26 protein-coding genes are annotated in these 25,044 nt (G+C 33.7%); 17 read left to right on the top strand and 9 right to left on the bottom strand.

Annotation, left to right across the window (positions count from 1 at the left end):
• Positions 1-15: 15 nt before the first annotated feature.
• Both ACQY29_RS09575 and ACQY29_RS09570 read left to right on the top strand, forming a co-directional pair.
• Positions 16-264 (top strand): FUSC family protein, encoded by a 249-nt coding sequence (locus tag ACQY29_RS09575; protein ID WP_428224974.1) that lies wholly within the window; start codon positions 16-18, stop codon positions 262-264.
• Positions 265-394: 130 nt separating this feature from the next.
• Positions 395-1,456: a DUF3810 domain-containing protein gene (locus tag ACQY29_RS09570; RefSeq protein WP_428224973.1), complete on the top strand. Its 1,062-nt coding sequence runs from the start codon at positions 395-397 to the stop codon at positions 1,454-1,456.
• A gap of 33 nt (positions 1,457-1,489) precedes the next feature.
• On the opposite strand, the gene ACQY29_RS09565 is transcribed toward ACQY29_RS09570, so the two are convergent.
• From ACQY29_RS09565 to ACQY29_RS09555, 3 genes are all read right to left on the bottom strand, one after another.
• On the bottom strand, positions 1,490-2,080 hold the full coding sequence (locus ACQY29_RS09565) for an NAD(P)H-dependent oxidoreductase (protein WP_428224972.1): 591 nt from the start codon (positions 2,078-2,080) through the stop codon (positions 1,490-1,492).
• A 69-nt stretch (positions 2,081-2,149) separates the two neighbouring features.
• On the bottom strand, positions 2,150-2,710 hold the full coding sequence (locus tag ACQY29_RS09560; protein WP_428224971.1) for a Crp/Fnr family transcriptional regulator: 561 nt from the start codon (positions 2,708-2,710) through the stop codon (positions 2,150-2,152).
• A gap of 37 nt (positions 2,711-2,747) precedes the next feature.
• Complete coding sequence (locus ACQY29_RS09555; RefSeq protein ID WP_428224970.1) at positions 2,748-4,052, bottom strand: NAD(P)/FAD-dependent oxidoreductase; 1,305 nt, start codon at positions 4,050-4,052, stop codon at positions 2,748-2,750.
• 172 nt (positions 4,053-4,224) lie between these two features.
• On the opposite strand from ACQY29_RS09555, the gene ACQY29_RS09550 reads away from it, so the two are divergent.
• Together ACQY29_RS09550 and ACQY29_RS09545 are read left to right on the top strand one after the other, a co-directional pair.
• Positions 4,225-4,719 (top strand): RNA polymerase sigma factor, encoded by a 495-nt coding sequence (locus ACQY29_RS09550; protein WP_428224969.1) that lies wholly within the window; start codon positions 4,225-4,227, stop codon positions 4,717-4,719.
• A 19-nt stretch (positions 4,720-4,738) separates the two neighbouring features.
• A complete protein-coding gene (locus ACQY29_RS09545) occupies positions 4,739-5,383 on the top strand; it encodes a hypothetical protein (RefSeq protein ID WP_428224968.1) in 645 nt (214 codons plus the stop codon).
• A 37-nt stretch (positions 5,384-5,420) separates the two neighbouring features.
• Here ACQY29_RS09545 and ACQY29_RS09540 read toward each other — a convergent pair whose 3' ends face one another.
• Both ACQY29_RS09540 and ACQY29_RS09535 read right to left on the bottom strand, forming a co-directional pair.
• Positions 5,421-6,242, bottom strand: a complete 822-nt coding sequence (locus ACQY29_RS09540; RefSeq protein ID WP_428224967.1) for a lysophospholipid acyltransferase family protein — start codon at positions 6,240-6,242, stop codon at positions 5,421-5,423.
• A gap of 39 nt (positions 6,243-6,281) precedes the next feature.
• Complete coding sequence (locus ACQY29_RS09535) at positions 6,282-6,923, bottom strand: NUDIX hydrolase (protein WP_428224966.1); 642 nt, start codon at positions 6,921-6,923, stop codon at positions 6,282-6,284.
• Positions 6,924-7,022: 99 nt separating this feature from the next.
• Between ACQY29_RS09535 and ACQY29_RS09530 the strand changes: the two genes are divergently transcribed.
• The 7 genes from ACQY29_RS09530 to ACQY29_RS09500 all read left to right on the top strand — a co-directional run bounded on the left by ACQY29_RS09530 (position 7,023) and on the right by ACQY29_RS09500 (position 12,569).
• Complete coding sequence (locus ACQY29_RS09530; protein WP_428224965.1) at positions 7,023-7,466, top strand: DUF4268 domain-containing protein; 444 nt, start codon at positions 7,023-7,025, stop codon at positions 7,464-7,466.
• 289 nt (positions 7,467-7,755) lie between these two features.
• The gene (locus ACQY29_RS09525; RefSeq protein ID WP_428224964.1) at positions 7,756-8,220 is read left to right on the top strand and encodes a DUF4870 domain-containing protein; all 465 of its coding nucleotides are present in this window, start codon (positions 7,756-7,758) and stop codon (positions 8,218-8,220) included.
• Positions 8,220-8,708, top strand: coding sequence for a hypothetical protein (locus ACQY29_RS09520; protein ID WP_428224963.1), 489 nt, complete (start codon positions 8,220-8,222; stop codon positions 8,706-8,708). The genes ACQY29_RS09525 and ACQY29_RS09520 overlap by 1 nt, the downstream gene beginning before the upstream one ends.
• A 78-nt stretch (positions 8,709-8,786) precedes the next feature.
• Entirely contained in the window at positions 8,787-9,116 is a 330-nt protein-coding gene (locus ACQY29_RS09515) for a PadR family transcriptional regulator (RefSeq protein WP_428224962.1), read from the top strand.
• Between the two features lie 5 nt (positions 9,117-9,121).
• Positions 9,122-10,861: a PspC domain-containing protein gene (locus tag ACQY29_RS09510; RefSeq protein WP_428224961.1), complete on the top strand. Its 1,740-nt coding sequence runs from the start codon at positions 9,122-9,124 to the stop codon at positions 10,859-10,861.
• Positions 10,862-10,931: 70 nt separating this feature from the next.
• The gene (locus ACQY29_RS09505; protein WP_428224960.1) at positions 10,932-11,657 is read left to right on the top strand and encodes a head GIN domain-containing protein; all 726 of its coding nucleotides are present in this window, start codon (positions 10,932-10,934) and stop codon (positions 11,655-11,657) included.
• A 78-nt stretch (positions 11,658-11,735) separates the two neighbouring features.
• Positions 11,736-12,569 (top strand): GIN domain-containing protein, encoded by an 834-nt coding sequence (locus ACQY29_RS09500; protein WP_428224959.1) that lies wholly within the window; start codon positions 11,736-11,738, stop codon positions 12,567-12,569.
• 49 nt (positions 12,570-12,618) lie between these two features.
• Here the strand turns inward: ACQY29_RS09500 and yaaA are convergent, their stop codons facing one another.
• Positions 12,619-13,377: a peroxide stress protein YaaA gene (gene yaaA / locus ACQY29_RS09495; protein WP_428224958.1), complete on the bottom strand. Its 759-nt coding sequence runs from the start codon at positions 13,375-13,377 to the stop codon at positions 12,619-12,621.
• 700 nt (positions 13,378-14,077) lie between these two features.
• On the opposite strand from yaaA, the gene ACQY29_RS09490 reads away from it, so the two are divergent.
• The 6 genes from ACQY29_RS09490 to ACQY29_RS09465 all read left to right on the top strand — a co-directional run bounded on the left by ACQY29_RS09490 (position 14,078) and on the right by ACQY29_RS09465 (position 21,615).
• Positions 14,078-15,292 (top strand): RsmB/NOP family class I SAM-dependent RNA methyltransferase, encoded by a 1,215-nt coding sequence (locus tag ACQY29_RS09490; protein WP_428224957.1) that lies wholly within the window; start codon positions 14,078-14,080, stop codon positions 15,290-15,292.
• A gap of 12 nt (positions 15,293-15,304) precedes the next feature.
• Positions 15,305-16,426, top strand: coding sequence for an endonuclease (locus ACQY29_RS09485; RefSeq protein WP_428224956.1), 1,122 nt, complete (start codon positions 15,305-15,307; stop codon positions 16,424-16,426).
• A 54-nt stretch (positions 16,427-16,480) separates the two neighbouring features.
• A complete protein-coding gene (locus ACQY29_RS09480) occupies positions 16,481-17,539 on the top strand; it encodes an endonuclease (RefSeq protein ID WP_428224955.1) in 1,059 nt (352 codons plus the stop codon).
• A 100-nt stretch (positions 17,540-17,639) separates the two neighbouring features.
• Positions 17,640-20,474: an endonuclease gene (locus tag ACQY29_RS09475; RefSeq protein ID WP_428224954.1), complete on the top strand. Its 2,835-nt coding sequence runs from the start codon at positions 17,640-17,642 to the stop codon at positions 20,472-20,474.
• Between the two features lie 74 nt (positions 20,475-20,548).
• Positions 20,549-21,118, top strand: coding sequence for a pentapeptide repeat-containing protein (locus tag ACQY29_RS09470; protein WP_428224953.1), 570 nt, complete (start codon positions 20,549-20,551; stop codon positions 21,116-21,118).
• A gap of 5 nt (positions 21,119-21,123) precedes the next feature.
• Positions 21,124-21,615 (top strand): GNAT family N-acetyltransferase, encoded by a 492-nt coding sequence (locus ACQY29_RS09465; protein ID WP_428224952.1) that lies wholly within the window; start codon positions 21,124-21,126, stop codon positions 21,613-21,615.
• Positions 21,616-22,045: 430 nt separating this feature from the next.
• Here the strand turns inward: ACQY29_RS09465 and ACQY29_RS09460 are convergent, their stop codons facing one another.
• From ACQY29_RS09460 to ACQY29_RS09450, 3 genes are all read right to left on the bottom strand, one after another.
• Entirely contained in the window at positions 22,046-22,630 is a 585-nt protein-coding gene (locus ACQY29_RS09460) for a tetratricopeptide repeat protein (RefSeq protein WP_428224951.1), read from the bottom strand.
• Entirely contained in the window at positions 22,623-23,372 is a 750-nt protein-coding gene (gene prfH / locus ACQY29_RS09455) for a peptide chain release factor H (RefSeq protein WP_428224950.1), read from the bottom strand. The genes ACQY29_RS09460 and prfH overlap by 8 nt, the downstream gene beginning before the upstream one ends.
• A gap of 151 nt (positions 23,373-23,523) precedes the next feature.
• Positions 23,524-24,915, bottom strand: a complete 1,392-nt coding sequence (locus ACQY29_RS09450) for an RtcB family protein (RefSeq protein ID WP_428224949.1) — start codon at positions 24,913-24,915, stop codon at positions 23,524-23,526.
• Positions 24,916-25,044: the final 129 nt, after the last annotated feature.

Here is a 25,044-nt window from a genome sequence, read left to right as displayed (position 1 = left end):
AAAAAAAACAGCTTTATGTCCAACAGAAAACTATCCGATTTAAACGAACAAGAATTACAAGAAATGCTAAAAAAAGCAAAGAGAAACGATATAACCCATGCGGTATTAATAGGTGTATTTGTGGGTATTGCTTTTTATAGTAGTATAAAAAATGGATTTGGATTTTTCACTATTTTCCCACTCTTCTTTGCGTATTTCTTATTCAAAAATTCGAAAACTAAAAAAGAGATAGAAGCTGAGCTGAACTCTCGAAAAACAAACTAAACTATTACCCCCAACCTGCATATTGTGCCGTGAACAAATATGCAGGTTAATTAAAACAAACATTATGATAAAAGTTATTCTTACACTCGTTCTAAATTTATTACTTTTAATTTTCCAATTTAAGTAACAAATGCAAATCACCAACCGAAAATACTTTTTAGTTTATTTTTTTATCTTTCAAATTCTACTCTTAAAAGTAATTGCTCGCTTTCCTGTCCAAGTTGAAAAATATTATAGCAATGGTATATACCCCTATATTGCCCGTTTTTCAAGAAGTGTATTCGGATTATTTTCATTCTCCGTTGGGGATATCCTATATAGCGGACTGATAATTTGGCTGTTGGTTTGGTATTATAAAAACAGAAAAGCGTCTTGGAATACAAAAATTTTAGCGTTTGTAAACCTACTTTCCATAAGTTATTTTCTTTTTCATTTTTTATGGGGATTGAACTATTACAGAGTGCCACTATATGACAAAATGCATCTCAAAACGGATTATTCTCAAGAGGAATTAGTCCAATTCACAAAAAAACTCATTGTTAAAACCAATGCAACGCATTTTTTAATTACCCATGACACGGCTAAAAGTGTTAAATTTCCTTATCCCCTAACCTCTATTTATAAAGACAGCGACAAAGGTTATAATGCTTTAGTTTTGAAACATCCCTACTTTAACTATGAGACGCCTAGCATTAAAAACTCATTGATAAGCTATCCGTTGACTTATATGGGTTTTGGCGGCTACATAAACCCTTTTACCAATGAAGCTCAGGTTAATTATTTACCACCAAAATACAATCTTCCCGCAACCACGGCACACGAAATGGCACATCAAATGGGGTTTGCCAGCGAAAGTGAATGTAATTTCATAGGTTATTTAGCAGTTACCTCGCATCCTGACAACTATTATAAATACGCTGGCTATACCTATGCGTTGCGTTATTGTTTGAAGAGTATAAGTCTACAAAATGAAGAATTAGCACATTCGCTTTTACAAACCATTCATCCAGGAGTGCTGAAAAATTTTAAAGAGAATCGAGATTTTGCTTTAAAACACACTAGTGTTATCGATAAATTTTTTGAATGGTTTTACGACCATTTTTTAAAACTGAACCAGCAAGATGATGGTATAGAAAGTTATAGCAAGTTTTTGGATTTGCTAGTGAATTATGAATTTAAAAACAAAACTTAAGCTAAATATACGAAACCTTTATGACCAATTTTTCTAAAATTTAGCAAATTTAGCTTCCAGTTGTACTAACCATTTTTCTCTTTTTTTTTGAGAAACCATTTTTACACGGTTAAAACTGATCCATTTCCGATTGATGTAACCTAACTTCCAAAAAGTACCTCTAAGCAAGGCTTTTTGAATTGCATTACCAAAGATTAGACGATACAGAATTCCAGGCGTATTCATAGTTGTAATAACAGTTACTCCAGAAATATTTTTTAATAGCGGCTTCATTCTGGTATTACTAGCATTGCTATAATCATAAGCGACCCCAGGAAAGATTACTTTATCAACAAATCCTTTAGTCATAGCAGGCATTAATTCCCACCAAATAGGGAAAATAAAAATAAGATGATCTACTCGTTGTAAGCGTTGTTGATACTCCAAAACTTTGGGATCAATAGCTGATTTATCCCTAAAGGCTCTCAAATCAGCAGCAGACATTACAGGATTAAATCCTTCATTATCTAGATGTATCAAATCAAACTGATGACTTGCACGAGTCAAACCTGCTTGAACCGCTTGCAAAATAGCATTGCAAAAACTTCCTGAATAGGGATGATTATAAATTATGGCTACTTTCATAAGTTTACGTTTAATTACAAACGCAAAATTGAATTTTTATGAAAAAAAACAATTAACAAATGTTAAATATTATATCCTTATTCTTCCCCTAATTCTACTTAAAGAAACTGTGGTTATTCCTAAATAGGAAGCAATGTATTGTAAAGGAACACGCTGTAATATATAGGGTTTATTTTTTAGCAATTCAAAATAACGTTGTTCAGGTTTTTGTTGTATAAATGCTAAAAGATGATTGATATAATCCATAAAACGATTAGTTGTTATATCAAAATGTTTCTCTTTTAATTGGGGATTTTCGGCTAAAATTCGTTTCCAAAGTTCTTTTTCTATTTTAAGTACTTTGCACGCTTCAATCGTCTCTATTGTAAATTGACTGGGAGTTTCTTTCAAAAAACTTTCAATTGAAGCTACAAAACTATTTTCAAAGAAGAATTGCAGTGTAATTTCCTTGCCATTCATATTACTGTACAAACGCATCGCTCCATTTACTATAAAATACATAGACTTTGAAACAGCACCTTCATGAAGAAGTATATTTTTAGGTTCAATATAGACTTCTTTCCAATACGATTCATAAGGTTTAAGTTGTGCAGCAATTTGGGGATAAGCTTTTAATAACGAATTGTACATACTCTAAACTAACTTTAAGATCAATAATAAAACAAATTTAAATTTCATCACTCGTAAAAGTAGTAAAACTCTTCTTTTTATAAGGTCGGATAATCAATCGTCCTTCGCGGTCAAAACGAATGTAATTATAAACCCAATTTAGGAAAACTACAGCTTTATTTTTAAAACCTATCAAGGAAAATAAATGCACAAACATCCAAACAAACCAAGCAAAAACACCATTAAAATGATATTTAGGCAAATCTACCACCGCTAAATTACGACCAATAGTAGCCATAGAACCTTTGTCGTTATATTCAAAAGCTTGCATCAATTGTCCTTCAGCTAATTTCATCAAATTATCCCCTAACAATTCCCCTTGTTGAATTGCGGGTTGTGCCATCATAGGATGTCCTTGCGGATAAGCCTCACTTTCCATCGAAGCAATATCTCCAATAGCAAAAATATTTTCAAACCCTTTTACTTGGTTATAAGCATTGACACGAATACGAGCTACTTTATCAATAACCGATTCAGCGGGTAAACCATGTACACAAGCACCTTGGACTCCTGCGGTCCAGATTACCGTTGCCGATTCGAGGCTTAAGTTTGAATTAGTAGAAATGGTGCGACCATCATAATTAGTTACTCTAACATTTTTCCAAATTTTAACACCTAAACTATTCAAAAACTTTTCAGAGGCTTCAGAAGATTTTTCAGTCATGGTATTCAAAATTCTGTCACCACTTTGAATCAAGTGAATTTCCATTTTTTGTATATCTAAATCAGGATAATCTTTCTGAAAAATCGCTTTTTTCATTTCAGCCAAAGCCCCTGCCAATTCTACTCCTGTTGGGCCTCCGCCTACAAGCACAAAATTCATTAAGGCTTTCTTTTCAGTCTCGTCTTTTGTTAGCACTGCTTGTTCAAAATTTTCTAAAATGAGACTTCTAATGTTCAACGATTGTGGAATCGTTTTCATTGACATAGAATGACGTTCAATTTCTTTATTCCCAAAATAATTGGTTTTAGAACCTGTAGCTATCACCAAATAATCATAATGTAAATCGCCAATTTCAGAAATTACCTTTTGATTTTGCGTATCAATCTCTTTAACTGTAGTCAATCGAAAATAAAAATCATGACAGCCTTGAATTACTTTTCGAATAGGGTAAGCAATAGAACCTGCTTCTAAACCACCCGTTGCAACTTGATATAATAAAGGCTGGAATGTATGATAATTGTGTTTATCTAATAAAACCACTTGTAGATTTTTGTTTTTAAGCTTTTTTGCCAAAGCAATGCCTGCAAAACCACCACCTATTATTACCACTCTTTTTTTTGAAGTATTAGGGATATTCATGCTGTATTTTAGATTGAAAGATTTACGGATTTAAAGATATAAATATCAATTACAAAATTCAATCAAAAGCCCAATTACTTATTATTTTTAGATTTTAAAATTTGACATTGCTATTCCCATTGAATTTTAATTCTTTTGTAACAAAAATCAAATAAACACTACTAACTCTTATATGAGTACCGAAATTGAAAAATCGTTTGTAACCCAACTCAAAGAGAATCAAAATCTTGTACACAAGATCTGTCGCTTGTACACCAATAATGAAGAGGAACACAACGACCTTTTCCAAGAAATTACCATACAATTATGGAAAGCATTTCCTCAATTTAGAGGGGAAGCTAAGTTTTCTACTTGGGCATATCGAGTGGCATTAAACACCGCCATAACCTTGTATCGTAAATCGACCAAAACTGTAAATACTATTGAATTTGAAACGGGCAGACATTTTGTACTCCAAGAAGAATACAATTATGAAGAAGAAGAGCATATCAAACTTCTCTACAAAGCGGTACATCAACTCAATGACATTGAAAAAGCTTTAGTTTTTATGTATCTAGAGGATAAAGATTATACCGAGATAGCCGAAACACTTGGAATTAGCGAGGTGAATGCAAGAGTAAAAATGAATCGTATTAAAACAAAATTGAAACAAATTATTAATCCATAACGAAAACGCAGGACAACTTATGAATGAATTGGATTTATTAAAAAAGAATTGGAATAAAACAGAAAACTACCCTACATTTTCTGAAGAAAAAATCTATGCCATGTTGCATAAAAATTCTTCTTCAGCGGTGAAATGGATATTTATTATTAGTGTAATTGAACTTGTATTAGCCATCTTGTTAAACATTTATTTTAGCATTGATTCCAATAAACAAGAAATTGATTTCCTTAGTAAAATAAAACATGGGGAGTTGATTACTAATTTACTAACTTCTATCTCCTATTTAATCGCTATTACCTTTGTATTTTTAACCTTCAGAGCTTACCGATTGATACAAACCAATACGAGTACTAAAGCACTCATGAGTAGTATTTTTAAAGTGCGAAAAATTGTTAAGCTTTATATCATTATCAATTTAAGCCTATTCTCTATTCTACATGCTAGTCTTTTTGGTTACGGCTTATATTTAGGTTTAAAAGAGCATTTAAACAATTTCAACTCGTTTAATCCTTACACAGTATACACTATAATTAGTATTTTTTCGCTAGTAATCACAGCTATAGTTGTAGGGATATTTTGGTTTATTTATAATCTATTTTATGGACGATTACTAAAAAAACTAAAGAAAAATTATGAAGAACTAAAGAAAATTGATCATCGATAATCAAAAAAAAACTCAGGCACATTACCTGAGTTTTTTTTTAATTTTCTAATTTCCACTTACGTAATTTATTAAGTTCTTCTTGTTCTTTAATTTCCTCTACCGATAGAACTTTCAAAAATGAGGGATGTTGCTCGATAGCATATTCAATTTTTTCAACTATTTCTTCGATACTTTCATTATCGTAATCAATTTGCAAAGGTTCTTTGATGGTAAAACTTTGTAAAATACCTTTCTTTTTAGGCATTAATCCTTTTTTATCAAACGAGCGTCTAAAACCATCAATTACAATAGGAACTACTAGAGGCTTATGATTTTTAATAATATGAGCAGTTCCTTTTCTAACAGGTTTAAAAGATTTAGTTGTGCCTTGCGGGAAAGTAATTACCCAACCATCATTCAAAGCAATTCCTATATTGGCGGTATCATTTGTATTTACCTCTTTTTGTTCTTCCTTAGCTAAATCTTTTCCGTCTGCTCTCCAAGTACGCTCTACAGAAATAGCACCTACATAAGCCATAATTTTAGTTAACAAGTTAGCCTCTAAAGTTTCTTTAGCCCCTATATAGTACACATTCAATTTAGGTTTCCATAAGTAACCCACATTTTTAATATTATCTTCACGTCCTTTTAAACTAGCATTAAACACGTGAAACATAGCCACTACATCAGCAAAATAAGTTTGATGATTAGAAATAAACAACACATTTGTATCAGGCAAAGATCGGATAATTTCAGAACCCTCAATTCGTAATTGATTGAACCCTCTATAACGTTTGTGCGTAAAAATTCCAAAAATCAGAATTAACCAACGCTTAATAAAAAGTATATGTCCGAAAGGATTTCGCTTTAACAATCCCATAATTTCATTTTTGAAGTCGGCAAATGTAGTAAAAAAATTTTACAAGACTTTTTTTATAATTTCTTTAAGTTCACTCAACATCATTGCAGTTGCTCCCCAAATTAAATGTTCATCCATTTGAAATGCTGGCACACTGATATCCTCAGCATAAGAAGTGGTCATTTTTACCTGAGTTACATTTGCTTCGTCTAAAACACGATTCAAAGGCATTTCAATAAGCCCAGAAACTTCATCAGGACACAAATCAAAAAAAAGTTCTTCATAACTTACGCCTAAAAAAGGAGCAACTAAATAGTTACTAGGCGGAATATAAACCTGACTAAATGCCCTAATTACATTGATTTTATCTTTCCCTACCCCTATTTCCTCATGCGTTTCCCGCAAGGCAGTTTCTGACAAATCTGAGTCAAATAACTCGACTTTACCTCCTGGAAAAGCAACCTGAGAGGCATGTATTCCTGGATAGGAATTCCGAACAATTAAAGCCAAATGTGTCAATTTATTTTTTGGGTATAAAAGCATCATGACGGCTGCTTTTTTAGGAACCACGTTTTGCATATTTTGTTTTTGTAAAAACTCAATTCGTTCTGGTGGTACCATTTTTGCGTGAGCATGCGTTGCAGGTAGCGATTCTTTTGCTATTTTTGGAATGTATTTTAAAAATTCAGAAAAGTCCATCATACCTAGTTTTTAACCCTAATTATCGCATTAATTATTATTGATCAATTCAATAAAGTTAAAACTTTTTTTTGGATACACCACCATTAAACATTCAAAACTATGTATAGCAAAGAAGAAAGCTTATTCATAAAGAAAGAATTTTGGACCCAATTTGCCGAAGCCTATCCTCGCAAATGGTTATTGTATAATACTAAGATTAAAGATGTTGCCTTTAAATTTTATGTTGACAACAAAAAAGCGCAAGTACTTCTTGAAATTGAACCTCGAGATGAAGAAAAGCGAAAAATTTATTTTGAAAAAATAGAATCACTAAAAACTATTTTAATTGAGGACTATTTGCCAGAGGCCATCTTTGAACGCAACTTCTATTTAGAAAATGGAAAAGTAGTAAGTCGTATTTGGGTTGAATTATTAGGAATAAGCATTAATAGAAAAGAAAGTTGGCAAACCATTTTTGATTTCTTTGCCGTACACATGGAGTCTTTTGAGCTTTTTTTCTATGAAAATGAAGACTATATAAAAGACCTCGAAATTAATACTTAAATAAACAGAACTAAAAAAAATACTGAAGCTTTAGAGTTATTTGAACTTTAAAGCTTCCCTTTTTTTACAAAACACTCATTAACAACCACTTTAAAAACCCATTACCTTTAAAATAGCTTTAAACTTGAATAAACAAAATTTGTTAATATTTTGTTAAATTCAATTACTTTGTTTTGCATAGTACCTGCTTTTTACCTTATCTTTGTATAAGAAATTAATAAGCTATAGAAAGTATTATCTAATTACTATAACTATTTAAAACATCATTAATCAAAAAAAATCAATCATCATGGAAACTTTAGCAATCACCAAACACGAAAAAAACTATGCTTCAATTACACATTTAAGCGCATTTTCAAAATTCTTTGTTCCTTTTGGAAACTATATCATTCCAATTATTTTATGGACGACTAAAAAGAAAGAATCGGCATTTGTAGATTTTCACGGCAAGCAAATCATCAATTTCCAATTAAGTGTATTATTATATACTATCATTATGGGTATTGTAGCTATACCTGCTATCGTAGGAACTGTTTTAGGAAACTTTTCTTGGAATGAAATTGAAAATGGCAATATCGTATTAGACCATATGGAAATCAACAATTTTGTAGGCTTAGGCATTTTTGGATTTATTTGTGGTGCCTGCATTGTAATTTTAAAAATCATTGAGTTTTTCTATATTGTATATGGTGCCATTAAAGCAAGCGAAGGGCAGTATTACAATTACCCATTCACCATCAACTTCTTAAAATAATGAAAGGGCTATATTTTATACTAACTGCACTATTCGTCAATTTCGGACTTCTAAGTCAATCGGATGAAACTGGAGTAATCGCTAAAATAAAATCGTTGGATAAAGAATTTTGGAGTGACTATAATAATTGTCAGATAGCAACTTTGAAAAATCATTTGGATGAACAGATTGAGTTCTATCATGATAAAGGAGGAATGCTTGTAGGGGCAGATAATTTGGTAAATTCCATCAAAAAGAATCTTTGCAGTGTAAAAAATTATAAAATCAGAAGAGAAGTGCTACCCAATACCGAAAATTTCTCAATACTTCGCAACCAAGGCATTATATATGGCGTCATCTACTCGGGAGAACACCTCTTTTATTTGACTTTGGAAGAAAAAAAAGAATTCGCAGACGGCAGAGCAAAGTTTTTACATCTTTGGATTTTAGAGAATAATCACTGGAAAATGAAAAGAATTTTAAGTTATGAACATAAGGCAGTAAATTAGGAGTTTCAATCATCAAAATCAATCAATCAATCAATCAGAATCAAAAAATGAACAGTTTAACAACAAAAAAGTAATCGTATGAATATTGAGAACACAAAAGCTCAGATGCGCAAAGGAGTTTTAGAGTTCTGCATCTTATCGGTATTAAAAGAAAAAGACGCATATACATCTGAAATTTTAGACACCCTGAAAAACGCAAAATTGTTAGTGGTGGAAGGCACCGTATATCCTTTACTAACAAGACTCAAAAACGATGGGCTACTCACCTACCGTTGGGAAGAATCAACCTCGGGACCTCCAAGAAAATATTATGGATTAACCGATGACGGAAAAGATTTTTTAAAAGAATTAAGTATTACCTGGAACGAACTGGCGGGAGCCGTTAACACTATAACATCACAAAACTAAGAGCTATGAACAAGACAGTAAACATAAATTTAGGTGGTTTCTTCTTCCATATTGATGAAGATGCTTATCAAAAATTAAATCGTTATTTCGATGCGATACGCAATTCGCTTTCTGCTGATGGTCGTGACGAAATTATGAACGATATCGAAAGTCGTATTTCGGAATTGTTTTCTGAAAAATTGGCTAATAACAAACAAGTCCTTAGCCTTAGCGATGTAGACGATGTAATAGCCATTATGGGACAACCCGAAGATTACAAAATTGAAGACGAGCCTAACACTACTAACAATTTTACAACTCAAACAAGTAGAAGTAAAAAATTATACCGCGACAAAGAAACAGGAATGATTGCTGGGGTTTGTTCTGGTTTAGGACACTATTTTGGAGTTGAAGTCGTTTGGATACGTTTAGCCCTAGTATTATTATTCTTTGCCTCTGGAACTGGTTTATTAGCTTACATCATTATGTGGTTAGTAACCCCTGAAGCGGTAACTACTTCTGAAAAATTAGAAATGAAAGGCGAGCCTATCACTATTTCAAATATCGAGAAAAAAGTAAAGGAAGAATTTGAGTCGGTTTCAGAACGTTTTAAAAGTGCCGACTATACCCAAATGGGCGAAAACGTAAAACAAGGCGCACAACGTGTGGGAAGTACTTTAGGAGATGTGATTGTAAACATCATGAAAGTATTTGCAAAATTCATTGGTGCCATGATGGTATTGGTATCCGGAGTCACTATCATTTCATTCTTAATCGCTTTAATGATTCCTGGTTCGGCAGATGTAATGAAACTACCTTGGATAGACTATTTCGAAACCTTTAACTACACAGGCACATCACTTTGGGTTATCTGTTTATTATCCTTCTTTGCCGTAGTAATTCCGTTTTTCTTTGCCTTGATTTTAGGATTAAAAATATTAATCCCTACATTAAAATCGATTGGTAACGTAGCTAAATTAACTTTAGTAGGTATTTGGGTTTGTTCTATCATTGCATTAATTGTATTAGGAGTAATGACTTCTAGCGAATTAGCTTATGAAAATAAAAATGTATATAAATCGTATTTAAATCAAAATTTAAAACCAAACGATACGCTAACCATCAAATTCCGTCATAGCGAATACTACGCAAAAGATGTAGACAGAAGAACAGACTTTGAATTGGTACAAGACTCTTTAGGACACAACTATATTTATTCAAACAATGTAGCCTTGGAAATTTTACCAACTGACGAAAGCCGTCCGTATGTGCAAATTGAATCGACTGCAAAGGGAAAAACCTTATCTGATGCACGCAAAAATGCTAAAGAAATTGGTTATACTTTCAGAAACGACGATAGCAACCCGAATGAACTTGTTTTTGACAACTATTTCACCATAGATAGCAAAAATAAATTCCGTGACCACGAAGTACGCATCTTCTTATACTTACCAAAAGGAATGTATATCAAACCACATTCTTCTATGAAACACTATGATATGACCGATAGCGATTATTTTACATTCTACCCTTCTTCTGACGATTATGTTTTCAAAGTAGGTGATGACAAAATAAAATGCATCAACTGTCCCAAAAACATTTTAAATGAAGATGAGGATGAAGATATCGAATGGGAAGATGAAAACACTTCTGTTATCATTAATGAGGATGGTGTAAAAATCAAAAAAGATACCACCATCACCAACTCAAAAGAAATTAAAGAGTTAAAAATAAGTGAAGACGGTATCATCATCAAAACGAAATAACTAATTTAGTCGTGATTTTTTCAAAATCACGACTATCTAACAAACAAATCGAACTAACATGATAAAATTAATGATACACTTAGTAAAAATAGTGGTTACAGCCATTGTAGCCTTACTATTTGGAGCTTGCACTTTTACTGTGGGTGGGGAAACCGTAAAAGGGAATGGCGATGTAGTTACCAAAGAACGTGACTTGACTAACTTTACCAAAGTTGAAGTTTCTAAAGGATTAGATTGCGAAATTACACAAGGAGAAACATTTAAAGTTACTGTAGAAGCGGATAGCAATATCCATCAATACATTAAAACTACCGTTACCAATGGAGTATTAAAAATCACTTCTAAATACGGAAATTATCGTAATGTATCCTCTAAGAAAGTATATGTAACAATGCCTGTTATTGACCAATTAGAAACCACTAGCGCCTCTGATTTGACAACTAACGGCATTATAAAAAGTAACAACATTCTTTTAAAATCTAGTAGTGCGAGCGATTTAACCGCCAATATTGAATCACAACAAATTACCTTAGAAGCCAGCAGCGGAAGTGATTTGAATGTGAGTGGCAAAGCCATCAAATTATTTACCCTTTCCTCTAGTGGTAGCGATATAGATGCGAAAGATTTATTAGCAAACGAAGTGGATGCACAAAGTTCTAGCGGTAGTGACACTAAAGTTTCTCCATTATTAGCTTTAAAAGCACACGCTTCAAGCGGAAGTAGTATTGATTATTACACAAAACCAAAACACAAAGCTATTGAGAGTTCTTCCGGAGGAAGCATTAGTGCACAATAATTTTTACATTTCTTTATAAAAAAATCATTCCCTTTGGCGAATGATTTTTTTATATTTGTCTATTACCAAATCTTGCATATGAAAAAAATCAATCTCTTAGTTCTAAGCCTATTGGTAACCGGACTAACTTTTGCTCAACAAAAAGAAAAAATCAAAGGCACTAAAATTGTAAAAACCGAAAAATATGAGGTCGACGCTTTTCAAGAAATTGAAATTGAAGACAATTTAGAAGTTTACCTTGTAAAGTCAGATAAAAATGCCGTTGAAATTGAAGCCGATGATAATCTACACGCAGCCATTGACCGCAAAACCTATGGCAAAACCTTACGTTTGAATACCAATAAAAACATTTCGACGTATAAAAAAATAGATGTACGTGTTTTTTATACCGATAGTTTGAAATTAATCACCGTGAAACACGAAGCTAAACTGAATGCTTTTAATGATTTGAATGTAAAAAATCTTACAATCAAAACCTTAGATTATTCGAAATCGCAACTTAATGTTACAGCTCCTCATTTTACTTTAATTAGCAACGACAAGTCTAAAATTGATTTGAATTTAAAAAGTGAGGACGCCATCGTTGAAATGAGTAAAAACTCTGAATTGAAAGCATTAATCAATGCTGGAAAGCTAAAATTTGATATGTATCAAAAAGCATCTGCAACCATTGAAGGAGAATCTAACGATTTAAAATTACGTTTGGACAACAATACGAAGTATGTAGGCAAAAACTTAAACTCTAAAAACACCACCTTAACTATTGAAGGATATACTGACTGTGATATTGCAACCAATGGTAACTTAGCCATTTCAGCCTCAGGTAAAAGTAAATTAGCTATTTATGGCGAACCAAAAATTGAAATTATAAAATTTACCGATGAAGCTATCTTACAGAAGAAAATGAAATAAACTAATAAAGCCACAAAAATATTTTTGTGGCTTTATTCTTTTTACACAATTATCGGGTAAAAACCAGTTTATTTGCTATTGAAAGATTTTCATCATACTGATACCCTTCATAATTAAAAGCTTTTAGCTCTTCTAAGGTTTCCACATTTTGATCTATAATATAACGAACCATCAAACCTCTTGCTTTTTTAGCAAAAAAAGAAATCATTTTGAGTTTTCCGTCTTTATAATCTTTAAATTCAGGCGTTATCACAGGTACTTTTAGTGCTTTAACATCAACTGCCGAGAAATATTCTGTACTGGCAAGGTTAACAAACAACTCGTCTTTTTTTAACTCTTTATTTAACGAATCGGTAATAATAGTTTTCCAATACGCATATAAATTTTTCTTCTCACCTATTGCTAGCGAAGTCCCCATTTCTAATCGATACGCTTGAATTAAATCAAAAGGCTTCAATAATCCGTATTGCCCAGATAATATTCTTAATTTTTGTTGCAATACTTCGATTTTATCCGTTGGAAGTGTATAAGCATCTAAACCTTGATAAACATCACCATTAAAAGCATAAATAGCCTGTCTAGCATTATCCAAATGAAATGGGGTTTTAAAATCTTTGTTTCTTTGCCAATTCAATTGTGCCAGAGCCGGTGAAATATGCATTAAGTTTGACAAATCATTTGGAGTAAGTTGTTTTAGAACAGCAACAATTTCTTTAGAATTTTTCAAAAAAGCAGGAGTTGAATAAAAGTGAGTAGGGACTTCTTTATCAAAATCTAATGATTTTGCTGGGGATATAACAATCTTCATAATATAGGGGCTGATCTTTATTTACAATTACACAAATATATAAAGCTTTTCTATTTCTTGATGAAGAAACCCGAAAACTACAATCAAACAAAAAAAGAATCTTCTAAAAAAACACAATTAGCATTAGCTGTAAAATATAAATTAAGAAACCCTTAATTTCAGACAAAAAGAATTGATTTTCAATCCAAATCCTCTGAAAATAAATCCAAAAGCATTGATTTCAGAGAAAAAGCATTGATTTTCAATCCAAATCCTCTGAAAATAAATCCAAAAGCATTGATTTCAGAGAAAAAGCATTGATTTTTAACCCAAATCCTCTAAAAATAAATCCAAAAGCATTGATTTCAGAGAAAAAGCATTGATTTTCAATCCAAATACTCTAAAAATAAATCCAAAAGCATTGTTTTCAGAGAAAAAGCTTTGATTTTCAATCCAAATCCTCTCAAAATAAATCCAAAAGCATTGTTTTCAGAGAAAAAGTATTCAATATCATAAAAAAATTTAAAGTAAGAATAAACCTTTTCCAACAGGCAAACTTTCAAAATAGAACTTCTCTATCAACTTTAAAAAGGATCAAAATGAATTAATTTCATTTTTGAACTATCCATTCACAACCAATTTAAAGATTTTAAAATAAATCCTAACTACAAGAGCGAGTCTAGTAACTTTATCTTATCTTTGCACCCTCAAAATTTAGATTATGCGCTTACATAGAAACCTAGTTTACACCACCATAGACTCATTGAATGCTATATTTAATGAAGGAGAATATGCCGATAAAGTTGTTGCACGTGCCTTAAAGAAAGATAAACGTTGGGGAAGTGCCGACCGAAAATTTGTGGCTGAAACTATTTATGAAATTGTAAGATGGAAGCGTTTATATGCTGAGATTGCTGAAGTAAAAGAACCTTACAATCGTGAAAACTTATGGCGTATGTTTGCCGCTTGGGCTGTTTTACGTGGTTATCCTATTCCTGATTGGACACAATTGCAAGGAACACCAGAACGAAAAATTAAAGGTCGCTTTGACGAATTGTCTAAAAACAGAGCTATTAAAGAATCAATTCCTGACTGGATGGATGCTTTGTGTGCCAAAGAATTAGGCGAAACGGTTTGGGCTAAAGAAATAAAAGCACAAAACGAACAGGCAAAAGTTATTTTGCGTGTTAATACCTTAAAAACTACCAAAGAAAAATTACGCGCTATCTTGATGGATTTAGACATTGAGACCGAGTTTTTAAAAGATCAAAACGACGCATTAGTTTTAAAAGAAAGAGCTAATGTATTTTTAACACAAGCTTTCAAAGATGGTTTTTTTGAAGTACAGGATGCCTCTTCACAATTAGTTGCACCTCTATTAGACGTAAAACCGGGTATGCGCGTGGTGGACACTTGTGCTGGTGCTGGTGGAAAAACACTACATTTAGCTTCTATCATGCAAAACAAAGGACAATTAATTGCTTTAGATTTATATGAAAGTAAATTAAATCAATTAAAATTACGTGCACGCCGTAATGGGGTACACAATATAGAAACTCGTGTTATTGAAAACTCAAAAACCATTAAAAAACTTCATGGTACTGCTGATAGAGTTTTGATAGATGCACCGTGTAGTGGTTTAGGTGTTTTAAAACGCAACCCTGATAGCAAATGGAAATTACAACCTGAGTTTATAGACAACATTCGTAAGGTTCAGGCGGAAGTTTTAGAAAATTATTCTAAGATTGTTAAACCTGGAGGAAAACTAGTATATGCCACTTGCTCTATCTTACCCTCTGAAAATCAAGAACAAATTGAAAAATTTCTAGCAACAGAAAGCGGAAAAAACTTTACCTTTGTAGAAGACCATAAAATTTTAGCGCATCAAACTGGTTTTGATGGGTTTTATATGGCTTTATTAGAGCGAAAACTTTAAAAAAAACACACTATGAAGAAGCTATTTATAACTTTCCTGACTTATCTGATAGCTTCTCAATATACACAAGGACAAGCGGGTACTCCCGCTAGTCCTTACTACAACGGTTTTAATTGGACACTTACCAGCACTTCATTAAGAGACGCTTTGTCTTCTAAAATCACACTTACCCACACCAACAAGATTAGTTACACACCAGGAGTATGGGAAGCTAGTAAAATTACCGACTTAGACCCTGAAGATCCTACAAACACCAATGTGCTGCTTATATACGGGTATGACAATACTTCTATTTGTCCTACTTCCACTTTAGACACCCACCGAAGAAGAGATAAAAATGCTAATGGTGGCGGAAATTCATGTCAATGGAATCGTGAACATGTATATGCAAAATCCTTAGGTACCCCAGCATTAATTGATGGAGGATCAGGAGCAACTAGCGATGCTGGCGAAGATGCACATCACATAAGACCTGCTGACGTAGACTGGAATGGCAATAGAGCAGATGAAAAATATACTGATTCCTCAGGAAACTCAAGAGATATTACGACTACCACTTGGTATCCCGGAGATGAATGGAAAGGTGATGTTGCCCGAATGATTCTTTATATGTATTTGCGATACCCTACCCAATGCTTACCTATAAATGTAGGTGTAGGTACTCCCATGACAACGGACAGCAACATGATTGATCTATTCTTGAAATGGAATGCTGAGGATCCTGTTTCACAAGTAGAAGACAATCGTAACACGTATCATGATTCTTTAGAAACTTACGCACAAGGCAACAGAAACCCTTTTATTGACAATCCCTATCTTGCAACAGTTATTTGGGGTGGTCCAGTAGCACAAAACAGATGGCCAAATGTATTTTTAGACCAACCAGAATTTAGTCTAACCCCAATATTCGACCTCTACCCTAACCCAACGGTAAACGACAAGGTCATTTTGCAATCAAATCAAAACATTGATCAAATTGAAATTCTATCTATACAAGGACAAATTATAAAAACCATCATTAATCCTCCATTAGAAAACCATCAGTTTGCTCTAGAAAATTTAAACAAAGGTTTATTTTTTATTAACGTTAAATCAAAAAACAACACTTCTTGCAAAAAACTGATTATCAATTAACTTACAAAATATTTTTTTTCCTATATTTGCCATCCCAAAAATCAAGAACCAAATATGAAAGGAAAAATTACCCTACTTTTTTTAGCACTAACTAGCATAGGTTATTCACAAATTCCTAATGGTTATTACAGTACTGCAACAGGTACAGGAGCTACTTTAAAAACGCAATTATACAACATTATTAAAGGGCATACAGATGCCACTTATGATGGATTATATTCAATATACCAATCGTCAGACATTGATAATTTCTACGAAAAAGACGGAACTATCATGGATATGTATTCGGAAAACCCAACTAACACAGACCCCTACAACTATGCTTCAGGAAGTACACAGCGTTGTGGGAATTATCAAAATGAAGGAGATTGTTACAACAGAGAACACATGATTCCTCAATCTGTTTTTAGTAAAAAAGCACCAATGGTATCCGATGCGCATCATATTACTCCTACAGATGGAAAAGTAAATGGCTTACGAAGCAACTTTCCGCATGGAATCGTAAATACAGCCTCTAAGGTTACCCAAAATGGAGGAAAACTAGGTTCTAGTGGAATATCTGGCTATTCAGGAACCGTGTTCGAACCCATAGACGAATTTAAAGGAGATATCGCGCGTATCTATTTTTACTTCGTAACTCGTTATGAAAACACCGTATCAAGCTATCCTTATGATGCTTTTAATAGCACAAGTTTCCCAGCTTTAAACCCTGCTTTTATCGAATTATTTGCACAGTGGCATAAACAAGATCCTGTAAGTGCTTTTGAAATTCAGCGAAACAATGCTATTTATGCTACCCAAAAAAACAGAAACCCTTACATAGATCATCCTGAATATGTAACTGCTATTTGGAGTGCCTATTTATCCAATGAAGAAAACACACTTAGCTTTGATACTTCCGTTTATCCAAATCCAACAGAAGGAAAATTTACGATTACCTGCAAAGAATTTGGTAAGTATGAAATAGAGATTCTTTCAATTGTAGGTCAAAAAGTAGCAACTCAAACTTTTGATGGAAACGAAACAAGTATTGACAATTTGCCTAAGGGAGTTTATCTAGTTAAAATTTCGCATGCAAATCAATCAACGACAAAAAAAATAATAATAAATTAAATAGAAAGTGGCTGCGCGCCACTTTTTTTATTTTAACACAATAGCTAAAACGATATAAATCAATAATTTAATATTTTTTTTTCAACACTAAACAACCCCAATGAAAACCAAATTTACATTAATTGCACTGATTAGCGCGATGGCAGGAGTAGCACAAGCTCCTTCAGGGTATTATAGTACAGCTACAGGTACTGGTTACACCTTAAAAACACAATTGTACAACATTATCAAAGGACATACCGACAAAGGGTATAACGGTTTGTACACAACTTATCAAACTTCAGACATTGATAATTTTTACGAGAAAGATGGAAGCATCATGGATATGTATTCCGAGAATCCAAATGGAGTAGATCCATACAACTACGGTTCTGGAAGCACACAACGCTGTGGGAGTTATCAATCAGAAGGAGATTGTTACAACAGAGAACACATGATTCCTCAATCTGTTTTCAACTCTTTAGCTCCTATGGTTTCAGATGCACATTTCATTACACCCACTGACGGAAAAGTAAACGGAATTCGTTCAAACTATCCCCATGGAAATGTAAGTAGCGCTACTTATACCGCTAAGAATGGTGGTAAATTAGGTTCAAGTGCTGTTTCTGGATACAACGGAACGGTGTTTGAACCCATCAACGAATTTAAAGGAGATATTGCTCGTATGTATTTCTATTTTGCAACTCGCTACGAAAATACAGTTGCTGGTTATACTACATACGCAATGTTTAACGGAACATCTAATCAAGTTTTTACCACAGCTTTCAGAGACATGCTTTTACAATGGCACGCTCAAGATCCTGTTAGTGAATTTGAAAGAGCTAGAAACAACGCTATTTACAACCAACAAGGAAATCGTAATCCTTATATAGACAATCCTAATTATGTAAATTTAATTTGGGGTGGTACAATTGCCGACACTACAGCACCTACAGCACCTACTGCCTTAAGCGCCAATGGTGTAACTACCACAAGCTTTACACTTTCTTGGAGTCCTGCAACTGATAACGTGGCAGTTACAAGTTACAATGTATATCAAAATGGCGTTTTAAAAACCTCAGTTACTACCACTTCAACCACTATCTCTGGATTAACAGCTTCTACATCTTACAATTATACTGTAAAAGCAAAAGATGCAGCGGGTAATTTATCAACTGCTAGCACTTCGCTATTAGTGACCACAACGACACCTAGTGTTGACACAACTGCTCCATCTACCCCTACAAACATAGTAAGTAGTAACATTACAACTACTGGATTAACATTAAGTTGGACTGCTGCAACTGATAATATAGGAGTAACAGGATATGATATTTATCAAGATGGTCTTTTAAAAACGACTACTTCGGCAACAGCCATTGCTATAACAGGATTATCATCAGGAACTTCTTATAGTTATACTGTAAAAGCAAAAGACGCCGCAGGAAACATTTCTCTTGCAAGCACACCTCTTGCCGTAACTACAATGATTGCAACTGGCACTACTTATTGTGCATCAACCAGTAATAATACAAATGATGAACGCATAGCAAACATAACTTTAAACACTATTAATAATAGCTCTACAGGCGCAAATGGTTATGAAGATTTTACTGCGATCAGCACTACGTTAAACAAAAATTCAGCTTACACTTTAACAATTACCCCTACTTGGACAGCATCAGTGTATGCAGAAGGTTATGCTGCATGGATTGATTTTAACAAAAATGGTGTATTTACTGATGCAGGTGAACAAGTTGCTTCGATAGCTGCAACTTCTACAACACCTGTTACTAGCACAATCACTATCCCTAGTACTGCCGTGAATGGCTCGACAAGAATGCGTGTATCTATGCGTTATAATGCCATACCTACTGCTTGTGAAACTTTAGATTATGGTCAAGTGGAAGACTACACTATAACTATTGCAGATGCAATTACAGATACTGCAGCTCCTAGTACACCTACAAATTTAAGTTCGTCAAATGTTACAGCGAATTCTTGTACGCTAACTTGGACAGCAGCCACTGACAATGTAGCAGTAACTTCTTATGATGTGTATCAAGGTACTACGTTAAAAACAACAGTTACAAGTACAAGCGCTTCTATCTCTGGACTTACAGCTTCAACTGCCTATACCTTTACCGTTAAAGCAAAAGATGCTGCTGGAAATATCTCAAACGCAAGTAATACAGTTACGGTAACTACTACAGCAACTACAGCTGTAAGTGACTTATATTTTTCGGAATATGTTGAAGGTTCATCTAACAATAAAGCTTTAGAAATTACCAACAAAACAGGAGGAACTATCAACCTTGCTGCTTATACAATAAAAAAACAGACTAACGGTTCTGGAGCTTGGAGTACTGGTTTAGCCCTTACTGGCTCATTAGCTAATAATGGTAAATATGTAATTGTAAACAGTTCAATAAGCAGTACTTGCTACTCAACAGCCACTGCCAACCTTGCAACTGCTGCCGGAGAAATGGCATATAATGGAAATGATGCTATAGGATTATTCAAAAACGGAACACTAATCGATATTATTGGTACGTTCAATGGAGGTACTGCTGATTACTCAATTGATGAAACTATGCGAAGAAAAGCTACTGCTGTAGTGCCCAAAGCGACTTTTAATAAAACAACAGATTGGGACATTTATGGCGTAGATATTTGCTCTGGATTAGGTAATAAAATGATCTCTAACTCGAGCAAAAAAGCTTCTTTCGAAGTTACTATCTTCCCTAATCCATCAAATGGAAATTTTGAATTGACTTTTGAAGATCGTAATCAAAACTATAGTATCGAAGTATATACTACTATTGGACAAAAAGTTTTAGAAATCAACGAAATTCATTCAGGATCGGTTGGAATTAACCATTTAAATTCTGGAATTTATTTAGTAAAAATCAACCACAACGAAGAAAGCCTTATCAAACAAGTGATTGTAGAATAAGTCAAAATAATTTAATTAAAAATGGCAACCAAACTACGGTTGCCATTTTTTTATTTCTTTAATTTGCATAAAAAATGCAAGACTTTATTTTCGATAAAAATTTCGAAGCCGTTCATTATACCCCTTACGAATTAACACAAAAAGAATTTGAAAATTGCACTTTCACCGATTGTGATTTTACACAAGCCTTTTTTACAGGATCAACCTTTGTAGATTGTACTTTTAAAAACTGTAATTTTAAAGAAGCAAAAGTTGGACACGTAAGTTTACGCAACGTGATGTTCACAGACTGTAATATGACCAGCGTGAATTTTGCCATGACAGACCAAGTCATTTACGAATTTCATTTTACAAATTGCTTACTTGATTACGCACAATTTTATAAATTGAAATTAAAAGGCATACAATTTAGCAATTGCAGTATGGTAGCCGTTGATTTTATGGAAACTGATCTTACGGAAGCTTTATTTGATAATTGCAACTTGAGATTAGCCGTTTTTTCTAATACTAATTTACAGAAAGCTGATTTTTATAGCAGTCAAAATTTCTCCATAGATCCTGATAAAAACAAACTAAAGAAAGCCATATTTTCTAATGAAAACATCAAAGGCTTATTAGACAAATTTCAAATTATCATAAAATAAGCAACATGAACCATTTGCCTGTAACAGAAAGAATTTCGATTCGTGAACTTATTGCCAGTGATACTGACACACTTTTCCAGATGTATTCTGACAAAGAAGCAATGAAATTCAGAGGTAGCAAACCCTTTGAAACCCGCGAAGAAGTTGAAAAGTTACTCACAGAAATAAATCAAAAAATCAAGATGGGTTCTGAATTCCGATATGGAATTATTCTGAAAGAAACCAATCAACTTGTAGGCACCTACCTCTATGCTCCTATTTCAAATACGCATTGCAAAGTAGGTTTATCTTTTTGCAAATCATTTTGGGGATTGGGTTTAGGTACAGAAGTCATGCAAATCATGACATCGTATTTAAAAGATTTAGGTTATAAAACGCTTGTAGGCTATATCAGTCCTCAAAATTTCCCATCCTTAAAAATGATTGAAAAACTAAATTTTGAACGTCAAAACCATTCAGAATATCCTGAATATTTAAAATATGAAAAATCTATTTAATTTCTGCAGCATACCAATTTAGCTCTTATATTAAAAAAAGGCTTAGATTGTAAAACCCAAGCCTTAATTTTTCAACTTACACTCTTTTTAGAATAGTATCTCCACAGAATTTCACAGAGTTTTAATTTAAAATATCTTAACACTAAGTTCTTAAAACTGAACACTGAATATGTATCACAATGTATCACGAAGTTTAGCACAAAGTCACACTAAGTTTTTGATTTAAAACAACTAAATACAGCGACTGATTACTAAATACTGATTACTAAATACTGAATACTGATTACTGAATACTGAATACTGATTACTGAATACTGAATACTGAATACTGAATACTGAATACTGAATACTGAATACTGAATACTGATTACTGAATACTGAATACTGATTACTGAATACTGATTACTGAATACTGATTACTGAATACTAATCACTTCTTACTTTTCTTTTTCTCTACTTTCTTTTTCTTCGACTTTTTAGGTTTGAGCAATTCTTTTTTACTTTTTAAACGTTTTTCTAATTGGTCAATTTCATAAGAATCGTTGGTAAAGGAAATTAATTTTACCTCTTTAATCATTTTCAAAGCGGCTTTAATATCCTGTTGCCTTTCTAGCAATTGGATTTTCTTTATCCACATTTGAACTTTGTTAATTCCTTTTATTGTCAATGAGAAATCGATTAGCTTTGCCGCTTCTTCGTAATCTTCATTCAATAATAAAACCTCAGCATAATATGGATATATCGCCAAGGCGTGAATATCAGCAGCCAACGCTTCTGCATAATATTGCTTTGCCGATTCATAATCCTGCATTTGTTCGGCATACAAGCGTCCGTACAATCCTAATGCCATTACGTTTTTGTTATCATACGCCAAGGCATATCCTAATGACTCTAAGGTTCCTTCAAGCCAATAGGGATAATTATCTAAGGCTTGTACTACATATTTATCTATTGATTGCATTTTTTGAATTTGTTGGGTGACAGATGTAGGATGATGGATGAAACTACTAATCATATAAACTATCGTTTATCATCTTCTTTCCTTCTTGTCGTTCTTTTTTATTGTTTTTACTCTTCTTTTCTTTTTTAAAATCAGAACCTTCAAAAGTGCGAGTTGGGTTTCCTCTTTCCACCGCCATTTGATTAGTCCACTGGTTTTGCACTTGCAGTTGGAGTTGGTCGTACTGCGTTTCTTTTAGTTTAGCTAATAATCGTTCTGTAGCCAATTTTTTATTTTGGTGCTGCGAACGAGAATCCATACTCACTACACTTATTCCTGTAGGAAGATGTGTGGCACGAATGGCAGAACTCACTTTGTTTACGTGTTGTCCTCCAGCTCCTGAACTACGCATCGCTTGATATTGAATATCTTTTTCTGAAAATGTAGGCAGGATGGTTAGAGGTACTTCAAAAATTCCGATAAACCAATTTTTACGTTTGTGAAACTTTCGAAACGTACTTTTCCCAATCCATTGAATGGTGCCTGTCCAACTACTGACAAACTCGTTGGCATTTACTCCTTTTATAGTCACTAATGCTGAAACTACAGTCCCGTTTTCAGGCCCTGCTACTCGATTTAGAACTTCTGCTTTCAGATTCATTTCCTCAGCTTCGACTAATACTCTTTTGAGCACTTGTGCGACTACCCAATCGCATTCGGCTGGTCCTCTTCCTGAGGTGATTTGTATGATAGCCTCCCAACCCCCTCCATCAGGATGGTAGTTAGAGACTTGATTTGATTTTATTTTTGTTTCCATTTTATTTTTACTTTTCAAAAAATCCTAAAGTGTATTTTATAGCCCTGATTATAGTGAAAATCCTCGCCTTTTTTTGGCGAGATTGTAACGGAAAGCAGGAATATGGATGGCTGAAATGAACCAAGCCATTCGCTACAAAAAAACTTCATTGTTATTTATCCATTCGCACAAATTTTGGTGTGAATGTTCCTAATACTTCTACTAATTCTTCTTGAAGTGCCATTACTTTATGAATGTCTTTATACGCCATAGGTGCTTCATCGATACTACCGCCAATCAAATCGACTTCCTTGTCTTTTAGAACTTTTTTGATATCGCTTTGGGTGAACTTGGCTTTACACTTGGTTCTGGAATGCAATCGTCCTGCTCCGTGTGATGCCGAGTTCAGGCTGTTTTCATTTCCTTTGCCTCGCACGATAAAACCAGGCGCTGTCATTGAACCTGGAATAATTCCTAGCTCGCCTTTTGCAGCGGGCGTTGCGCCTTTGCGATGTACTATACATTCTTGTCCGTTTACCATTTCTTTCCAAGCAAAATTGTGATGGTTTTCGATAGTTACTAACACTCGTTTCCCGATGGCTTTTGCAATTCGTCTGTGAATATCTTCGTGACACGCCTTAGCGTATTCGCCCGCTAAGTTCATTGCGATCCAGTATTCTTGTCCGTCGTGTGTGTTCATATCTAACCAAGCCAAATGCTGCACATTTTTAGGTAACGGACATTGTTTAGTAGCCAAATAGGTGTAATGTTTTGCGATATTGGCACCCAAACCTCTGGAACCACTATGCGATAAAACCGCTACATATTCGCCTACGTCTAGTTTCCATTCGTTCATAGGGGTGTCGATTTTTACGATTCCTATTTCGACAAAATGGTTTCCTCCACCGGAAGTCCCTAATTGTTTGTATGCTTTACCTAACAATTGTTTTAGCAATGGAATTTCTGAAAAAGCAACGTTTGAAAACACTTCGTGATCTGATTTGATTTTGTGTGTATCATTCATCCCGAACTTGGTGTTATCCAACAGAATTTTTCTCCATTGATGATCTTTCCCTTTGAGGTACGAAGCGGGTAAATCGAATATAGACAAGCTCATTCGACAACCTATATCCACTCCTACTCCGTAGGGGATCACCGCATTATCTGTGGCTAACACACCGCCTATAGGCAATCCGTAACCAGAATGCGCATCAGGCATTAAGGCTCCTTGCACGGCAACTGGCAATTTCAAAGCATCATACAATTGAAACTTAGCTTGTTCTTCGATTTCATTTTCTCCAAAAATCGAAAATGGTGCTCGTGTGTTTCGCAATTCGTTGAACTTTACTTTTACTGGATTTACTAACCCTTCAGCTACTTTGCCCCAAGTTCCGTGATTTTTGAACTTTTCTGGTGTTGATAAAACTTCTTTGGCTTCAGTTAATATGCTTTCTTTTTTTTCTTTTTTGCGATATCGGTTGATTTGCCCTAAGGCTATATTGATAGCATTATTTTTTGGAAAACCTATTTTAATGAGGTCTTTCCCTAATAATTTATTTCCCATAAATTTAAATTTTGAATAATAGACAGCTCTTCCAAATGCTAGAGCACTTGGTTGAAATCAAACTTTGAAGTTATCGGGAAATTTTAAGGCATAAAAAAACCCGAAACTAAAGGTCTTCGGGTTTTAACA

Origin of the sequence: Flavobacterium sp., from assembly GCF_965262375.1 — a bacterium.
GTDB lineage: Bacteria > Bacteroidota > Bacteroidia > Flavobacteriales > Flavobacteriaceae > Flavobacterium.
This window is presented reverse-complemented; position numbering and strand designations above follow the sequence as displayed.

Coding starts and splice junctions, on each gene's coding strand:
- ACQY29_RS09575 (WP_428224974.1), top strand. CDS start 16: ATGTCCAACAGAAAACTATCCGATTTAAACGAACAAGAATTACAAGAA.
- ACQY29_RS09570 (WP_428224973.1), top strand. CDS start 395: ATGCAAATCACCAACCGAAAATACTTTTTAGTTTATTTTTTTATCTTT.
- ACQY29_RS09565 (WP_428224972.1), bottom strand. CDS start 2,080: ATGAAAGTAGCCATAATTTATAATCATCCCTATTCAGGAAGTTTTTGC.
- ACQY29_RS09560 (WP_428224971.1), bottom strand. CDS start 2,710: ATGTACAATTCGTTATTAAAAGCTTATCCCCAAATTGCTGCACAACTT.
- ACQY29_RS09555 (WP_428224970.1), bottom strand. CDS start 4,052: ATGAATATCCCTAATACTTCAAAAAAAAGAGTGGTAATAATAGGTGGT.
- ACQY29_RS09550 (WP_428224969.1), top strand. CDS start 4,225: ATGAGTACCGAAATTGAAAAATCGTTTGTAACCCAACTCAAAGAGAAT.
- ACQY29_RS09545 (WP_428224968.1), top strand. CDS start 4,739: ATGAATGAATTGGATTTATTAAAAAAGAATTGGAATAAAACAGAAAAC.
- ACQY29_RS09540 (WP_428224967.1), bottom strand. CDS start 6,242: ATGGGATTGTTAAAGCGAAATCCTTTCGGACATATACTTTTTATTAAG.
- ACQY29_RS09535 (WP_428224966.1), bottom strand. CDS start 6,923: ATGATGGACTTTTCTGAATTTTTAAAATACATTCCAAAAATAGCAAAA.
- ACQY29_RS09530 (WP_428224965.1), top strand. CDS start 7,023: ATGTATAGCAAAGAAGAAAGCTTATTCATAAAGAAAGAATTTTGGACC.
- ACQY29_RS09525 (WP_428224964.1), top strand. CDS start 7,756: ATGGAAACTTTAGCAATCACCAAACACGAAAAAAACTATGCTTCAATT.
- ACQY29_RS09520 (WP_428224963.1), top strand. CDS start 8,220: ATGAAAGGGCTATATTTTATACTAACTGCACTATTCGTCAATTTCGGA.
- ACQY29_RS09515 (WP_428224962.1), top strand. CDS start 8,787: ATGAATATTGAGAACACAAAAGCTCAGATGCGCAAAGGAGTTTTAGAG.
- ACQY29_RS09510 (WP_428224961.1), top strand. CDS start 9,122: ATGAACAAGACAGTAAACATAAATTTAGGTGGTTTCTTCTTCCATATT.
- ACQY29_RS09505 (WP_428224960.1), top strand. CDS start 10,932: ATGATACACTTAGTAAAAATAGTGGTTACAGCCATTGTAGCCTTACTA.
- ACQY29_RS09500 (WP_428224959.1), top strand. CDS start 11,736: ATGAAAAAAATCAATCTCTTAGTTCTAAGCCTATTGGTAACCGGACTA.
- yaaA (WP_428224958.1), bottom strand. CDS start 13,377: ATGAAGATTGTTATATCCCCAGCAAAATCATTAGATTTTGATAAAGAA.
- ACQY29_RS09490 (WP_428224957.1), top strand. CDS start 14,078: ATGCGCTTACATAGAAACCTAGTTTACACCACCATAGACTCATTGAAT.
- ACQY29_RS09485 (WP_428224956.1), top strand. CDS start 15,305: ATGAAGAAGCTATTTATAACTTTCCTGACTTATCTGATAGCTTCTCAA.
- ACQY29_RS09480 (WP_428224955.1), top strand. CDS start 16,481: ATGAAAGGAAAAATTACCCTACTTTTTTTAGCACTAACTAGCATAGGT.
- ACQY29_RS09475 (WP_428224954.1), top strand. CDS start 17,640: ATGAAAACCAAATTTACATTAATTGCACTGATTAGCGCGATGGCAGGA.
- ACQY29_RS09470 (WP_428224953.1), top strand. CDS start 20,549: ATGCAAGACTTTATTTTCGATAAAAATTTCGAAGCCGTTCATTATACC.
- ACQY29_RS09465 (WP_428224952.1), top strand. CDS start 21,124: ATGAACCATTTGCCTGTAACAGAAAGAATTTCGATTCGTGAACTTATT.
- ACQY29_RS09460 (WP_428224951.1), bottom strand. CDS start 22,630: ATGATTAGTAGTTTCATCCATCATCCTACATCTGTCACCCAACAAATT.
- prfH (WP_428224950.1), bottom strand. CDS start 23,372: ATGGAAACAAAAATAAAATCAAATCAAGTCTCTAACTACCATCCTGAT.
- ACQY29_RS09450 (WP_428224949.1), bottom strand. CDS start 24,915: ATGGGAAATAAATTATTAGGGAAAGACCTCATTAAAATAGGTTTTCCA.